Raw genomic sequence first — 14,765 nt, 5'->3', positions numbered from 1 at the left:
CACGCGCGGACGTGACGTCCGCTATGCCGAGCGCAACTCGACCAGACTGATCTGCGGCTCCGCCCCGACCCGGACCGGCGGCCCCCAGAAGCCGGCGCCGTTGGTCACGTAGACCTTGGTGCCGTCGACCTCGCCGAGGCCACTGACCACCGGCTGCTCCAGCCGAACCGCCAGGTTGAACGGCACCATCTGCCCACCGTGGGTGTGCCCGGACAGTTGCAGATCGACGCCGTACCTGGCCGCCTCCACCGCCGCCAGCGGCTGGTGGGCGAGGAGCACCACGGGACGGCTGGGGTCGCGGTCACCGAGGGCGGCGGCGAAGTCCGGCCCGGCCGCCAGGCCGCTGTCTCCGGTGGCGTCCAGGTCGTTCACACCGGCCAGGTCGAGCACGCCGCCCCGGGCCTGGATCTCCTGCCGCCGGTTCTGCAACACCCGCAGGCCGAGCCGGTCGACCTCCTGGACCCACTCCTCCACCCCGGAGTAGTACTCGTGGTTGCCCGTGACGAAGAAGCTGCCGTACCGGGATCGCAGGTCGCGCAGCGGTGCCGCCGCCGAGCCGAGCTCGGCGACCGAACCGTCGACCAGGTCACCGACGACCGCGACCAGGTCCGCGTCGAGCCGATTGATCGCGGCGACGATCCGCTCGGTGTGTGCCCGCCCGCGCAACGGGCCGAGGTGGATGTCGGAGACGGTCGCGATGCGCATGCCGTCCATGCTGCGCGGGAGCTTGGCGAGCGGGATCTGCACCCGGTCGAGGCGCGGCGGGCCGAGTGCGGTGCGCACGCCGTACCCCGTGATGCCGGTGGCGGTGAGGCCGGCGAAGATGGCCGCCCCGCGGGCCAGCAGCAGCCGGCGGGCCGGGTCGTGATCCGGGGCCGCGACGGCGCCGGCGGCCGGCGGCTCGGGCGGCCCGGCGGCGCCGACCAGCACCGGTTCGGGTGCGGCGGTGGTCGGCTCGGCGGCGGTCAGCCGGCGGCGCAGCACCAGCCGGGTGACCAGCATCGGCACTTCGAGCACGACCAGCACGACCAGCAGGTAGAACATCAGCGCGAGCCACAGGTAGCCCGGCCAGGCGAGCCAGTAGAGCCCGGCCTGCGTCCCGGCGAGAGTGACCGGCACGAGCAGGGCCAGCACCAGTGCGGCGATCGCACCGACCCGCCGCCAGCGGCCCGGTGTGGTGGTGTCCCGAACGAGCCGCTTCCACAGGTAGAGATGGATGAGGCCGGTGATCAGCGCCAGGACGGCCACGAACCCCAGAACCGCCAACATGTGCGCCTCCCTCAGCCGCCCGCGAACGGGGGCAGGACATCGATCGTGGCCCCGGCCGGCAGGGGTGCCTGACGATCATGACAGGTGACGCCGTCCACCAGGAAACTCGCCACCCGCAGCACCGCGCCGAGTCGGTCGCCGTGTCGCCGCACCAACTCGCCCGTGAGGTCGTCGAGTGACCGGCCGGCGGGCAGGACCTCCTCGCGGTGCCCGGCGGCGGCGCGGGCGCCGGCGAAGTAGCGGACGGTCAGCGGTGTCGGTTCCACGCCTCAACCCCCGATCGCGGACATCGGTCGGGTCGGCTGGAGGAAGGTCGGGTCGTCGATGCCGTGCCCGGCGCGCTTGCCCCACATCGCGGTCCGCCAACGCCGGGCCAACTCTTCGTCGTCCGTGCCGGTGCGTAGCGCGGCGCGCAGGTCGGACTCCTCGGTGGCGAAGAGGCAGGCGCGGACCTGGCCGTCCGCGGTGAGACGGGTGCGGTCGCAGTCGCCACAGAACGGGCGGGTGACGCTGGCGATCACACCGACCCGCGCGGGGCCACCGTCGACCAGCCACGTCTCCGCCGGTGCCGCGCCGCGCTCCGCCGGGTCGGGGCTGAGATCGAAGACCGTGCGCAGGGAGGTCAGGATCTCTTCGGCGGTGACCATGGTGGCGCGGTCCCAGCCGTGCTGGGCGTCCAGTGGCATCTGCTCGATGATCCGCAGCTGGTAGTCGTGGTCGACGGCGAAGCGGAGCAGGGCCGGTGCCTCGTCCTCGTTGACGCCGCGCATCAGCACCGAATTGATCTTCACCGGACTGAGCCCGGCGGCCGCCGCCCCGGCGAGCCCAGCCAGCACCGCGTCCAGGCGAGGACGACGGGTGAGCGTGGTGAACCGGGCCGGATCGAGGGTGTCCAGTGAGACGTTCACCCGGTCCAGGCCGGCCTCTCGCAACGCGGGTGCCAGCCGGTCCAGGCCGATGCCGTTCGTGGTGAGCGAGATGCGTGGGCGGGGTGCGAGCGCGGCGACCGCGGCCACGATGCCGAGCAACCCGGGCCGGATCAGCGGCTCACCGCCGGTGAACCGCACCTCGGTCACGCCGAGCCGCTCGACGGCCACCCGGACCAACCGGACGACTTCCTCGTCGGTCAGCAACTCCGGGCCGGCCAGCCAGGGCAGCCCTTCCGCCGGCATGCAGTAGGTGCAGCGCAGGTTGCACTTGTCAGTGAGGGACACGCGCAGGTCCCGAGCGACGCGGCCGTACCGGTCGACGAGGACGCCGTCGGTCCCCAGGGCGGCGCTCACCTGTCGACCGTAGCGCGCTCGGCCCGGGCCAGGACGGCGCGGGCAGATTGGACGACCGCATCTCGGTAACCGCCGCCGAAGAGCGCGGTGTGCACGAGCAGCAGATGCAGTTGATGCAGTGGCACCCGGTCGCGCCAGCCGTCCGGCAGCGGCCAACTCTCCTGATAGGCGGCCAGCACCCGATCCAGATGGGGAATGCCGCCGAAGAGAGCGAGCTGGGCCAGATCGGTCTCCCGGTGCCCGCCGTGCGCCGCTGGGTCGACCAGCCAGACCCGATCGTCAAAGCCCCACAGCACGTTGCCCGGCCACAGGTCGCCGTGGATGCGCGCGGGTGGCTCGTCGCCGCCGAGCCCGCCGACCTGACCGATCACCTGCTCGACCAGTAAGGCGTCGGCGCTGGTCAACGCACCACCGTCGACCGAGCGGCGCAGGTAGGGGGCGAGGCGTCGCTCGGCGAACCACGTCGACCAGGGACCGTCGGCGGGGGTGTTGTCCTGCGGAAGTGGCCCGATGAAACCCGGCCAGGTCGCACCGAAGGCGGCTGAGCCCGCTCGGTGCAGGCCGGCCAACTCGCGGCCGAAGCGTTCCGCGGCCTCCGGCGTCGGCTCGCCGGGCTCCACCCAGTCGAGCGCGATCAGGTCCGGCAATGCCACGATCACCTCGGGTACGCCGATCGCGCCGGCCTCCCGCAGCCAACGCAATCCGGCCGCCTCGGCGGCGAAGAAACCCTCCGGCGCCGGCCCGCCGGCCCCCTCGGGCCAGGACTTGGCGAAGACCGAGTGGCCGTCGTCCAGGGTGAGCCGAGCGGCGGCGCAGATGTGCCCACCGGCCACCGGCGTCTCCCGGATCCGCTGGTGGGTCCGGAAGGTCGGCAGGTGTGCCGGGTGTGCGCGCAGGTACGCCAGGTCCATCAGCGCACGGTAACCGCTCCCCACGACACCACGGCGCCGCCCGGAGACATCGGGTCTCTTTCGGCACCCGTGGGTGCGGGATGAGCAGGGAAAACACGCTAAGTAGCTGTGGATAAGCCGCGTGTCGTCCACAGGGGCGGCGGAGCCCGGTACGCCCGCCGCAGGCTTCCGCCATGACCTCGACCGATCGCCCTCAGCTCGCCGTCCGCTCGCCCGCCGACCTGATCGCCGCTGTGCCGTACCTGCTCGGCTTCCACCCCACCGACAGCGTGGTCGCCGTGGCGTTGCTCGGCCGGCAGATCATCTTCGCCGCCCGCGCGGACCTGCCCGACCCGTCGACCGATCTGGTCGAGCGGGCCCGGCACCTGGCCGCCGTGATTCGCCGACAGGGCGCGGAGGCCGCCACCGTGGTCGGTTACGGGCCACCCGACCGTGTCACTCCGGCCGTCGACGCGGTGCGTGCCGCACTGGGCGCCGCCGGTCTGGAGGTGCTCGACGCGCTGCGGGTGACCGACGGCCGGTGGTGGTCCTACCTCTGCACCGAGCCCGACTGTTGCCCGCCCGAGGGTCGGCGCTACGACCCGGCCGCCAACCCGGTGACCGCCTCGGCGGTCTTCGCCGGCCAGGTCGCGCTGCCCGACCGGGCCGCTCTGGTGGCGCAGGTGTCACCGGTGGATGGCCCGGCCCGGGAGGCGGTGCGCGCGGCAACCGTCCGCGCTGAGCTACGACTGACCGAGTTGCTGGATCAGGCGCCCGCGGAGGATCTGCTCGGCAGCCGGACGATGCGCTCCGCCGGGGTCGCCGCGGTCCGCGAGGCCCAGCGCCGGCAGCGCCGCGGTGAGCGGCTGGACGACGACGAGGTGGCCTGGTTGACCCTGCTGATGACCCACCTGCCGATCCGCGATCACGCCTGGGAACGCACCGACGGTCGGGACCGGGACATCGCCCTCTGGACCGACGTGCTGCGCCGGACCGAGCCGAGGTTGGCCGCCGCGCCGGGGGCGCTGCTGGCGTTCGCGGCCTGGCGCGCGGGGCAGGGGGCGTTGGCGGCGGTCGCACTGGAGCGCACGCTGAGCCTGCACCCTGACTACTCCCTCGCCATGCTGTTGGACGACCTGCTCCGGCGCGGCGTGCCCCCGTCCGAGCTGGACGGGTGGCCGTCGGTGGGGATGCCCGGAGTGGTCCGGCCGCGCAAACGGAGTCGACGTGGCCGCCGCTGACCGGCCCCACCAGTCACGCGGTAATACCGTTGGTGCTACCGGAATTGGTAGGCTGGTGGACATGACCGTGAAACGCTCCGTGAGCCTCCCCGACGACGTCGCGGAGTGGCTCGACCAGCAGCCCAACGTGTCGGCCGCGATCACCGAGGCGGTCCGGGCCCAGATGGCCGCCGTGCACCTCCAGGAGGTGCTGCGGCGAGCTGGCATCGAGGTGACCGAGGCGGGGCGGGCGCGGTGGCGGGAGCGGCTGGCGACGCCCATTCCGGCGGACGCCCTGGCTGAGGGTCGGCGGATGTTGGGCCGTGCCGGATGAGCGATCGGATCGCGGCGGTGTTCGACGCGTCGGCGTTGACCGCCTACGTCGAGGGCAACGTCTCGGTGGGGGAGTTGATGCTGGAGGTCGCCGAGGAGGGCCGGCAGGTGGCCGTTCCGGCGGCCTGTCTGGCGGTCGCCATCGCGGGCGCGGGCGACGAGGTTGGCGCCGCGCTGCTGGCCCTGATGGTGAGCGCCCCGATGATATGCGTGCTGCCGCTCGATGCCGACGGCGTGCGAGACACGGGCACCCTGGCCCGCGCCGTCGGCGGGGACATCTCGCTCGGTCAGGCCGCCAGTGCGGCACTCACCCACGAGGCGCACTACGCGACCGCGCAGCCCAGGTTGGCGGCGAAGATGCTGCCGACCAACTGGAGCATCCTCGCCCTGGACTGACGTGCGGCAGGGCGGTCGCCGCCGACACCGTCGCCGGTTGGGTGACTCAGGATGTCGGCAGCGGTAGGCGGACCGCTGGCGGAAGCGGTGCCCGCGTCGGACTCGTCTGGCATGACTGGATCATGAAAGCCTCCGTCGAACGATGTACACGTCTCTCCTGATCGCGGCCGACTCGGCGCTGTGGTGGAGGCCGGACACTGATTGCGTGTCCCGTCTTCGTACCGGTACGACATGACCATCGCGTTGCTGCTGTCGCTGGCTGGGCTGGCGTTGATCGACAGCACCAGCATCGGCACCCTCTTCATCCCGGTCTGGTTGTTGCTCGCTCCCGGGCCGGTCAACGCCCGACGGATCCTTGGCTACCTCGCCACGATCGCGGCGTTCTACCTCGCGGTGGGGCTGTTGCTGGTCTGGGGCGGCAGCAGGTTGGCGGACGCGCTGGGCGGCGCCCTGGACAACCGGGGTGTGCTCTGGGCGCAACTCGTCCTGGGTGTCGCGATGCTGGCGCTCAGCTTCCGCTACGACGGCAAACGGCGTCCCCGCACCGGTGGCGTGTTGCGGTGGCGGGACCGGGCCACCGCCGGCGACTCCTCGGCCCGCTGGTTGGTCGGGCTCGCGTTGCTCGCCGCACTTGCCGAGGTGGCGACCATGCTGCCGTACCTCGGCGCGGTGGGTCTGTTGGCCACCTCCGGGGTGGGACCGGCGACCGTGGTGGCGCTGCTCGCCGGATACTGCCTGGTCATGGTGTTGCCGGCGGTGGTGTTGCTGGGTGCCAGGGTGGCCCGCCCGACACTCGTCGAGCCGGTGCTGGCCCGCCTGAACACCTGGATCGTCACGAAGGCGGGCAGCGCTCTGGGCTGGATCCTCGGCATCGCCGGTTTCCTGATCGCCCGTGACGCCGCCGCGCGGCTGGAGCTGATCGACCTGATCGGTCGGTGAACGTCCGCCCGGGTGTCAGGCCGGCAGTTCCATCGTGATCCGGTGCGGCCCGGTGTAGACGTTCATGGTCCGGCCGCGCAGGAAACCGACAAGCGTCATCCCCGCCTCGTCGGCCAACTCGGCGGCGAGGGTGCTCGGGGCGGACACCGCCGCCAGCAGCGGCAACCCGGCCATCCACGCCTTCTGGGTCAGCTCGAAGCTGGCCCGGCCCGAGACCAGCAGCAGGTGCCCGGCCAGTGGCAGACGACGTTCCCGCACCGCCCAGCCGATCACCTTGTCCACCGCGTTGTGCCGACCGACGTCCTCCCGGAGCACCACCAGCTCCCCGTCGGGGGTGAACAGACCCGCCGCGTGCAGCCCACCGGTCCGGTCGAAGCCGCGCTGGGCGGCGCGCAGCCGGTCGGGCAGTTCGGCGAGGAGCGCGGCCGGCACGCTGAGCGGGTCGGTCGAGACCGGGAACAGTGACCGGGTGCGGACCGCGTCGATGCTGGCCTTGCCGCAGACCCCGCAGGAGCTGGTCGTGTAGAAGTTGCGGGACGGGTCGGTGGTCGGTTCAGGCACGCCGGGGGCGAGCACCACGTCCACCACGTTGTACGTGTTCGGTGTCTCCGCGCCCGCACAGAGCTGCGCGGTCAGCACGTCGTCGGTCGACCTGATCAGCCCCTCGGTCAGCAGGAAACCGATGGCCAGGTCCAGGTCGTCCCCGGGGGTGCGCATGGTGACGGCGAGCGGCCGTCGGCGGCCGGGACCGGCCGCGCCGACCCGGATCTCCAGCGGTTCCTCCACCGCCAGGGTGTCCGGCCGACGAATGGACCCGCGCCCGGCAGTCACAGCGTCCAGGTCGATCCGGAGTACGCCCCGTCGATCAGTTGCCCGTCCCATCCCGCCATCCTCCACCTCGCGTCGACACGTGCGCACGGCCACCGGGCATCGGGCACCCGGCTGCGACAGTCAACGGGCGTCGACCCGGCTACGGTGGCCGGGTGGGGACATACGCCGCCGTGGTGCTCGCTGGTGGGTCCGCCCGACGGATGGGTGGGGTGGACAAGCCCGCGCTTCCGGTCGGTGGCCGGCCGATGCGTGACCGGGTGCTGGCCGCGGTAGGTGATGCCAGGCCACGGGTGTTGGTCGGTCCGGCTGAGGTCGTCCCGGCGGGCGTGCGGGTCACCCGGGAGGACCCGCCCGGCGGGGGTCCGGTCGCCGCGGCGGCTGCCGGGCTGGCGCTGCTCGATCCCGACACGGCACTGGTCGCGCTGCTCGCCGCGGACCTGCCGCTGCTCACCCGCGCGGCGATCGGCGAGTTGTTGACCCACCTCGCCCCGGAGGGCCGCCCAGCGGCAACGTCGGAGCAGCCACCAGACGGTGCGTGCTTCGCCGACGGGGACGGGCGGCGGCAGTCGCTCTGCGGTGTCTGGCGGGTCGCGGCGCTGCGGGCCGGGCTGGACCGGCTGGCGGTCGACCGGGGTGGCAACCTGGCCGGGGCACCGGTCCGGGCGCTGCTGGCCGGCCTCGTCGTGCGGGAGGTCCCGTGGTCCGGCGACGGCCCGCCGCCCTGGTTCGACTGCGACACTGACGAGGACGTACGCCGGGCAGAGGAGTGGGCGCGATGACGGTGCTGGACGACTGGGTCACGGCGGTGTGCGCCGAGTTGGATCTGGATCCGGCCGGGGTGCCCGTCCCGGCGGTGCTGGACCTGGCCCGCGACGTCGCCCACCAGGTGCTTCGGCCGGGTGCGCCGGTCACCGCGTACCTGCTTGGGCTGGCGGTCGGCCGGGGTGCCGACCCGGCGGACGCCGCGGCCCGGCTCAGCGCCCTGGCGGGTACCTGGCCGGTCGAGTTGGGCGCGGACCCGGCGGACCCGACGGCCCCCTGACCACCGTTGTCCGATCCCGGTCCGGGCTGATCGGGCCCCGGCGAGGCGTGGGTAGGGTGATCGTGACGGACGGAGGCGATCATGACGGCTGACCACCCCTCGGCGCCGCACGATGAGCTGCCCGGCGCTACGGCTGAGCCGGCAGAATCGATCCTGCTCGACGAACCCAGCACCACCGACCTGCGGGCGAAGGTGACCGAGGCGTGGCGGGAGTTCGCCCGGGCGCTCGCCGTGCGGCTGCGGGAACTTCCGGTCGGCACGCACCTGGAGGTGACCCTGGACCCCACCGCCTCCGGGACCGGGGACGCCGTCTATTCGATCAGCGTGGACGTGAACGACGACGGCGGGCTGTCGGCCCGCGCGGTCGGAAACGCCGCCCTGCCGGCGGGCTACCGGCTGGACCGCAGCGCGGTGGCGGACATGATCGCGCTCGGCTGGTCGCCGCCCGGGGTGGTCGCCGGCTCCGGTGGTTCCTTCGGCCTGGACGGTACGACGACCGAGTCGGCCCGGATCGCCGCGCTGCTCTCCAGGACGCTGCGTGACGTCTACGGCGCTCCGCACCCGGCGTTCCTCGTCTACCTGGTGCAGGACACCGAGGGCGAGCCGCTGGCCGTGGACCCGTTGGGCACCGCGCGCAGCGAGTTCGGCCCGGACGCCGACGTCGAGGCCGACCTGGAGGAGGCGCTGGCCGAGGCGGCTGCCGCGCAGGTCGAGCGGGACGACGTGCTCGACCTGGCGGATCGGGTTCGGACCGTGGTCTCCACGATGCTGAAGTCGGACAACGACCGGTTGCAGATCGACTCGGACGGCGACATCACCATCCGCGCGGGCTCGGCGATGGTCTTCGTGCGGGTGCGGGACAACCCGCCGCTGGTGGACGTCTTCTCCCCGGTGCTCACGGAGGTCGAGCCGACCGAACGGCTCTACGTCAAGCTTTCCGAACTGACGAACCGGATGCCGATCGGCCGCCTCTACTGCGCCGATGACACGGTCTGGGCGTCCATTCCGGTCTTCGGCCGCAACTTCCAGGCCACTCACCTGATGCTGGCGGTGCAGGTGATGACCGGTCTCGCCGACGAGTTGGACGACCGTCTGCACGGCGAGTTCGGTGGCAAGCGGTTCTTCGGCGAGGGCGACAAGCCGGTTCGGCGCGACGAGTCGCAGCACCGCACCGGCATGTACCTCTAAGGCCTGTTTCATAAGAACTGGCCGGCCTGCGGCGGGCCCGGACGACGACCGGCGGCGTTGCGGTTTCGTCCGGATACAACACCGGTATCCGGACGAAACTGCGCCTTGCCGGACCGCCGTCCGGACTCCGCCTCGGCTCGACCGCCCTTATGAAACAGGCCTTAGACGTCGAGCAGGGTCTTTCCGACCGTCGCGCGAGTCTCGATGGCGGCGTGCGCGTCGGCGGCGCGCTCCAGCGGGAAACGCTGGCCGATGAGCGGTCGCAGGCGGCCGGCTGCCGCGTCCGCCAGGACCTGCTCGGTGTACGCCCGCAGTTGCGCGGGTGGCACGTCCGGTCGGACCAGGGTGACCTGCCGTGCCGTGGCGGCCTCGGGCGACACCGGGGACCACTGCCCGCTCGCCAACCCGAAGCTGACCATGCGCCCGCCCGGGGCGAGCAGGTCGAAGGCCGCCCGCGCCACCGTTCCGCCGACGCCGTCGAGCACCACGTCGATCCCGCCCAGCGCGGCCCGGACGCGGTCGGCCCAGTCGGGCAGGAGGTAGTCGACCGCGAGGTCGGCACCGAGGCCGGGGAGCAGATCCACCTTGCGCGGCCCACCGGCGACGCCGACCACCTGGGCGCCGGCCTGATCGGCGAGCTGCACCAACAGGCTGCCCACGCCGCCCGCGGCGGCCTCCACCAGCACCCGGTCACCGGGGCGGACGCCGACTGCCTGGACCAGCATGGTGGCCGTACGCCCGTCGGCCAACAGCGCCACCGCCTCGTCCAGCGCCAACCCGTCGGGCACCTCGATCGGCGCGGCAGCGTCCACCGCGGCGCGTTCGGCGTATCCGCCGGATCCGCCGGTGGCGCTGACCACTCGCCGCCCGATCAGTGCCGGGTCGACGCCCGGCCCGACGGCGACGATCAGCCCGCCCACGCCGTTGCCGGGGATCAGCGGTGGGGTGACCCGGAACGGTCCGGGGCGACCGGAGCGCTGCTGCGTCTCGACGAAGGTGATGTTCGCGTGCGCGACGTCGATCAGCACCTGGCCCGGGCCCGGTGTCGGCTCGGGTGCCGGGCCGGGCACCAGCGCCTCGGGTCCACCGAACTCACGTAACCAGACCGCCCGCATGACATCCCCCTCGACCGTGGTGGGTGGCATGCCCACGCTGTTGGTCAGTCCATCTCCTCAACCGGGGTTGAGGTCAAGGGGTGCGGCTGGACGGGCCCACACCGGGGGACTCGACCAGCCGGGACAGCACGATAGTGCTGCGGGTGGAGGTCACGAAGGACTCGCCACGTAGCCGCTCCAGCGCCGCCTCCAGGTGGGCGATGTCGGCGGCGCGCAGGTGCACGAGCGCGTCCGCCTCCCCGGAGACGGTGTACGCGCCGACCACCTCCGGGTGTCGCCGGGTGGCCACACCGATCTGCGCCGGGGTGGTCCGGCCGGCGCAGAACAGCTCGACGAACGCCTCGGTGGTCCAGCCGACGGCGGCCGGATCAACCACGGCGGTGAATCCCCTGATCACGCCGGTGGCCCGCAGCCGGTCGACGCGACGCTTGACGGCCGGGGCGGAGAGTGACACCCGGGTACCGATGTCGGCGTACGACGCACGGGCGTCGGCAACGAGTAACGCAATGATCCGCTGGTCTACCGCGTCTATCTGCAACGTTCCGCCTCTGGGAAGCAACGGTTGTGGCTGTTACCAAAGTTCCACGGTACCTACTCTTGGTGACCGTGAACCAGCAGCGAGTCCCGCGAAAGCGGACATATCTCATGTGCTCGCCTGAGCACTTCGCGGTCGAGTATGCGATCAACCCGTGGATGGACGTGACCACCCCGGTCGACCGGGACCTGGCCGTCAAACAGTGGGACCGGCTGCGCGAGACGCTTGTCGGCCTCGGCCACGAGGTGCACCTGCTCACCCCCGAGCAGGGCCTGCCCGACATGGTCTACGCCGCCAACGGCGCCTTCGTGGTGGACGGCAGCGCGTACGGCGCACGGTTCAAGCACGAGCAGCGGGCCGCCGAGGCCGCCGCCCACCACGCCTTCTACGAGTCGCAGGGCTGGCGGTTCATCGCGCCGAGCGAGACCAACGAGGGTGAGGGCGACTTCGCGTACGTCCCGGAGGCGCACGGCGGGCTCATCCTGGCCGGCCACGGATTCCGCACCGAGATCCCGGCACACGCCGAGGCGCAGGAGGCGTTGGGGCGGCCGGTGGTGTCGCTGCGTCTGGTCGACCCCCGCTTCTACCACCTGGACGTGGCGTTGGCGGCCATCGACGACTCGAACGTCGTCTACTTCCCGGGCGCGTTCTCCGCAGCCAGCCAGCGGGTGCTCACCCAACTCTTCCCCGACGCGGTGATCGCCGACGACGAGGACGCTCTGGCCTTCGGGCTCAACCTGGTCAGCGACGGCGCGAACGTGGTGCTCAACAGCGAGGCCGCCCGGTTGGCCGGCAAGCTCAAGGCCGCCGGCTACACCCCGGTCCCCGTCGACCTGGCCGAGCTGAAGAAGGGCGGCGGCAGTGTGAAGTGCTGCATCGCCGAACTGCGGCACTGACCCCGAGACTGCCGCGTACGTCAGGGGCCGGCCTCCCGTTCGGGAGACCGGCCCCTGACGTTGCTCCGGTGGGCGTTCAGCCCAGCGTGGCCAGCTCGTTGATCAGCACGTTCGACATGACCTGGCCATCGCGCTGCACCTCCCGCAGGTACCACTTCTGCTGCGGGGTACGCGGCTGGTTGAACTGCCAGATGCCGCGCGGGCTGTCGATCTGACCGAGCTTGCCGAGGGCCAGGTTTACCTGCTGCGGGTTGGGCGAGCCGCCGGCAAGCTGGATCGCCTGGTCGAGCACCTGCGCCGCGTCGTACGACGCCATGGCGTAGGTGGTGGGCGTGATCTGGTACTTCTTCCGATAGGCCGAGGCGAAGACCCGGTTGGACGTGTTGTTCAGGTCGGCCGAGTAGTTCAGTGCGGTCTGGATGCCCAGAGCGCTTTCCTTCAGGTTCTCCAGCACGGTGCCCTCGGTGAGGAAGCCGGGTGCGTAGACCGGCCCGGAGAACTTCTCCCGCAACTGCTTGATGAACTCCACTGCGGCCGCCCCGGCGAAGAAGCAGAAGACCGCCGTGGGCTTCTTGGCCAGTGCCTTGCTGATGTCCGCGGAGTAGGTCGTCTTGCCGGGGGTGGCGGTGGCGTTGGTGTAGGTCACCGGGTCACCGATGCGCGGGTCGCTCGCGCCGAACGCCTGCCGGAAGCCGCGCACCACGTCGGGGCTGCCGACGTTCTCCGGCATGATGATCGCCACGCGGCCGTTCGCCGGCAGTTGGTCACGCAGGTAGCCGCCCAGCGCCCGGCCGGCCTCATCCAGCACGTACGACGTGCGCCAGATGTAGAAGACGCTCTGCAGGCTGCTCGGCGAGGCGTTGGAGCCGATCAGCGGGACCCGGGCCTGCTCCACGGTGTCTCGGATGCCGACCATCACCGCTGAGTTGACCACCCCGGTGAGCGCCAGCACGCCCTGCTTGAGCAGGCCGTCGACGGCTGCCTTGCCGGTCTTCGCGGTGTCACCCTCGTCGGCGGTCAGCAACTCCACCGGGTGGCCGCCCAGCCGCTTGTCGTGCAGGTCGAGGAAGAGTTGGAAGCCGTTGGTGATCTCGTCGCCGATGCTCTTGAAACCACCGGCCTGGGGCGTGATCATCCCGATCTTGATCGGGCTCCGGTTGGTGGTCGGTTGGGGGTCGGTGTCGGAGCCACATCCGGCGACGAAACCGGTGGTACCGAGCGCGGCCAACAGTTGGAGCGCTCGTCTGCGATTCATCTGTGACACCGAGTTCCTTCCAAGGAGCGTTGCAGGGCCGAACACCGCCCCTCCGGCGTTCTACCTGGTCGGCGACGCTGCGTCAATGGCTAGTGATCATCGTGCAACGACCGCAACACAGCAAGGACTCGGGGCCACGCGGCAGACTCCGGGTCGATCAGCCCGAAATGCTCACATCCGGGCAGTTCAACAAGGGAAATATCGGAACCTGCGGCAGTCGCCTCCGCGACGAAGTCCCGGCTCATCTCCGCCGGAACCTGCTGGTCCTCCGAGCCGTGCAAAACTACGGTCCGTGTCTGAATGGGCACCAATTCGCGTGGATCCGCTGCCGCGTACCGGTCCGGGACCTCGGCCGGACCGCCACCGAGCAACGCGGCCACCGCACCCGAGTCCAGATCCCGCCGGTACGCCTCGCCCAGGTCCGCAACCGGGGCCAGAGCGAGCACTCCGCCCACCGTCGTCGGGGCGGTGGCCGCCACATACAGCGCCAGGTGGCCCCCGGCGGAATGCCCGATCAGAATCGGCGGGGCCAGGGTCACCCGGCCGGGCAGTGCCTCGGCGGCCAGCACGGGCAGCTCGGCCACCCCGGTCAGCACATCGGTCAACGTGCCCGGCCAACCACCTCCCGGCTGACCCGTCCGCCGGTATTCCAACTGCGCCACCGGGTAGCCGGCCGCGGCGAGCGCGGCGGCCAGCGGGCCGGTGTGCCGCCGGTCGTACTCGGCCCGCCAGAAACCGCCGTGCAGGACGACGACCAGTGGCCGCGCGGGGCCAGTGCCCGCCGGGAGCCGCAGATCGGCCACCTGATCCGGGTGGTCGCCGTACGCGACGGTCCGGTCGGGCTCCGGTGCGGGCCGGGTCAACACGGCGCGCGGGTCGGCAGACATGGCGCGACGGTAGCGCGCCCGCCCGGGTGTTTCGGCCCCGGTAGTCGGTCCCGGACGCCACGGGTCGAGCCCGCTGAGTAAAAATGGACCTCATGACCGAAGCGCGCTCAGCTGGACAGACCGACGAGCACGGCCCTGACGACTCCGGCCACCCCGGCACGGTTGTGGTGGTCGGCCCGGACGGCCGGCCGATCGGGACGATGCAGACCGACGAGGGCCAGGGTGAGGACCCGACCCGCCTGGTCGAACAGCCGGCCAAGGTGATGCGGATCGGCAGCATGATCAAGCAGCTGCTGGAGGAGGTGAAGGCCGCACCCCTCGACGACGCCAGCCGTAACCGGATGCGGGAGATCCACGAGCGGTCGATCGTCGAGCTCAAGGAGGGCCTTGCCCCCGAGCTGCGCGACGAGCTGGAGCGCATCTCGCTGCCCTTCGCCGAGGACAAGGCCCCCAGCGAGAGCGAGTTGCGGATCGCGCACGCCCAGCTCGTCGGTTGGCTGGAGGGCCTGTTCCACGGCATCCAGGCGGCCCTGGTGGCCCAGCAGATGGCGGCACGGGTGCAGCTGGAGCAGATGCGCGGTGGCCGGCAGGCGCTGCCCAGCGGCCCCGGCGGGATGGCGCCCGGAATGCCGGGCATCGGCCAGCCGGGCGGTGGCGAGGGCCACAACACCGGTCAGTACCTCTGA

18 protein-coding genes are annotated in these 14,765 nt (G+C 71.9%); 9 read left to right on the top strand and 9 right to left on the bottom strand.

What is annotated here, in order from left to right:
* Window positions 1–21 precede the first annotated feature (21 nt).
* The 4 genes from JOD64_RS14015 to JOD64_RS14000 are packed head-to-tail and all read right to left on the bottom strand — an operon-like array spanning window position 22 to window position 3,463.
* Entirely contained in the window at window positions 22–1,269 is a 1,248-nt protein-coding gene (locus JOD64_RS14015) for a metallophosphoesterase (protein WP_204942640.1), read from the bottom strand.
* Window positions 1,270–1,280: 11 nt separating this feature from the next.
* A complete protein-coding gene (locus JOD64_RS14010; RefSeq protein WP_204942639.1) occupies window positions 1,281–1,535 on the bottom strand; it encodes a MoaD/ThiS family protein in 255 nt (84 codons plus the stop codon).
* 3 nt (window positions 1,536–1,538) lie between these two features.
* On the bottom strand, window positions 1,539–2,552 hold the full coding sequence (moaA, locus tag JOD64_RS14005; protein ID WP_204942638.1) for a GTP 3',8-cyclase MoaA: 1,014 nt from the start codon (window positions 2,550–2,552) through the stop codon (window positions 1,539–1,541).
* Window positions 2,549–3,463 (bottom strand): fructosamine kinase family protein, encoded by a 915-nt coding sequence (locus tag JOD64_RS14000; RefSeq protein ID WP_204942637.1) that lies wholly within the window; start codon window positions 3,461–3,463, stop codon window positions 2,549–2,551. The genes moaA and JOD64_RS14000 overlap by 4 nt, the downstream gene beginning before the upstream one ends.
* Before the next feature lie 173 nt (window positions 3,464–3,636).
* Here JOD64_RS14000 and JOD64_RS13995 point away from each other — a divergent pair, with 173 nt between their 5' ends.
* From JOD64_RS13995 to JOD64_RS13980, 4 genes are all read left to right on the top strand, one after another.
* Complete coding sequence (locus JOD64_RS13995; RefSeq protein WP_204942636.1) at window positions 3,637–4,683, top strand: DUF4192 domain-containing protein; 1,047 nt, start codon at window positions 3,637–3,639, stop codon at window positions 4,681–4,683.
* Window positions 4,684–4,744: 61 nt separating this feature from the next.
* The gene (locus JOD64_RS13990) at window positions 4,745–4,996 is read left to right on the top strand and encodes a hypothetical protein (RefSeq protein ID WP_204942635.1); all 252 of its coding nucleotides are present in this window, start codon (window positions 4,745–4,747) and stop codon (window positions 4,994–4,996) included.
* A complete protein-coding gene (locus JOD64_RS13985; protein WP_204942634.1) occupies window positions 4,993–5,391 on the top strand; it encodes a hypothetical protein in 399 nt (132 codons plus the stop codon). Before JOD64_RS13990 ends, JOD64_RS13985 begins: the two co-directional genes overlap by 4 nt.
* Before the next feature lie 231 nt (window positions 5,392–5,622).
* Window positions 5,623–6,330, top strand: coding sequence for a GAP family protein (locus tag JOD64_RS13980; protein WP_204942633.1), 708 nt, complete (start codon window positions 5,623–5,625; stop codon window positions 6,328–6,330).
* Between the two features lie 15 nt (window positions 6,331–6,345).
* Here the strand turns inward: JOD64_RS13980 and fdhD are convergent, their stop codons facing one another.
* Window positions 6,346–7,212, bottom strand: coding sequence for a formate dehydrogenase accessory sulfurtransferase FdhD (gene fdhD / locus JOD64_RS13975; RefSeq protein WP_204942632.1), 867 nt, complete (start codon window positions 7,210–7,212; stop codon window positions 6,346–6,348).
* Between the two features lie 101 nt (window positions 7,213–7,313).
* On the opposite strand from fdhD, the gene mobA reads away from it, so the two are divergent.
* The 3 genes from mobA (at window position 7,314) to JOD64_RS13960 (ending at window position 9,391) form a co-directional block, all read left to right on the top strand.
* Window positions 7,314–7,940 (top strand): molybdenum cofactor guanylyltransferase, encoded by a 627-nt coding sequence (gene mobA / locus JOD64_RS13970; RefSeq protein WP_204942631.1) that lies wholly within the window; start codon window positions 7,314–7,316, stop codon window positions 7,938–7,940.
* Window positions 7,937–8,203 (top strand): DUF6457 domain-containing protein, encoded by a 267-nt coding sequence (locus JOD64_RS13965; RefSeq protein ID WP_204942630.1) that lies wholly within the window; start codon window positions 7,937–7,939, stop codon window positions 8,201–8,203. Before mobA ends, JOD64_RS13965 begins: the two co-directional genes overlap by 4 nt.
* Before the next feature lie 81 nt (window positions 8,204–8,284).
* Window positions 8,285–9,391, top strand: coding sequence for a T3SS (YopN, CesT) and YbjN peptide-binding chaperone 1 (locus tag JOD64_RS13960; RefSeq protein WP_204942629.1), 1,107 nt, complete (start codon window positions 8,285–8,287; stop codon window positions 9,389–9,391).
* A 161-nt stretch (window positions 9,392–9,552) separates the two neighbouring features.
* Here the strand turns inward: JOD64_RS13960 and JOD64_RS13955 are convergent, their stop codons facing one another.
* Together JOD64_RS13955 and JOD64_RS13950 are read right to left on the bottom strand one after the other, a co-directional pair.
* Window positions 9,553–10,536: a zinc-binding dehydrogenase gene (locus JOD64_RS13955; protein WP_307813388.1), complete on the bottom strand. Its 984-nt coding sequence runs from the start codon at window positions 10,534–10,536 to the stop codon at window positions 9,553–9,555.
* A gap of 43 nt (window positions 10,537–10,579) precedes the next feature.
* The gene (locus JOD64_RS13950; RefSeq protein WP_204942628.1) at window positions 10,580–11,044 is read right to left on the bottom strand and encodes an Lrp/AsnC family transcriptional regulator; all 465 of its coding nucleotides are present in this window, start codon (window positions 11,042–11,044) and stop codon (window positions 10,580–10,582) included.
* A gap of 59 nt (window positions 11,045–11,103) precedes the next feature.
* On the opposite strand from JOD64_RS13950, the gene ddaH reads away from it, so the two are divergent.
* Complete coding sequence (ddaH, locus tag JOD64_RS13945) at window positions 11,104–11,937, top strand: dimethylargininase (protein ID WP_355385473.1); 834 nt, start codon at window positions 11,104–11,106, stop codon at window positions 11,935–11,937.
* Window positions 11,938–12,013: 76 nt separating this feature from the next.
* Here the strand turns inward: ddaH and JOD64_RS13940 are convergent, their stop codons facing one another.
* On the bottom strand, window positions 12,014–13,201 hold the full coding sequence (locus JOD64_RS13940; RefSeq protein WP_204942626.1) for an ABC transporter substrate-binding protein: 1,188 nt from the start codon (window positions 13,199–13,201) through the stop codon (window positions 12,014–12,016).
* 80 nt (window positions 13,202–13,281) lie between these two features.
* Window positions 13,282–14,079: an alpha/beta hydrolase family protein gene (locus JOD64_RS13935; protein WP_204942625.1), complete on the bottom strand. Its 798-nt coding sequence runs from the start codon at window positions 14,077–14,079 to the stop codon at window positions 13,282–13,284.
* A gap of 83 nt (window positions 14,080–14,162) precedes the next feature.
* Here JOD64_RS13935 and JOD64_RS13930 point away from each other — a divergent pair, with 83 nt between their 5' ends.
* Window positions 14,163–14,765 carry a bacterial proteasome activator family protein gene (locus JOD64_RS13930; protein WP_204942624.1) on the top strand — a complete coding sequence of 201 codons (603 nt, stop codon included), beginning with the start codon at window positions 14,163–14,165 and terminating at the stop codon, window positions 14,763–14,765.

The sequence above is a fragment of the Micromonospora luteifusca genome (assembly GCF_016907275.1).
Taxonomy (GTDB): domain Bacteria; phylum Actinomycetota; class Actinomycetes; order Mycobacteriales; family Micromonosporaceae; genus Micromonospora; species Micromonospora luteifusca.
The sequence above is the reverse complement of the archived record's forward strand: the minus strand, read 5'-3'. Positions and strand labels throughout refer to the sequence as shown.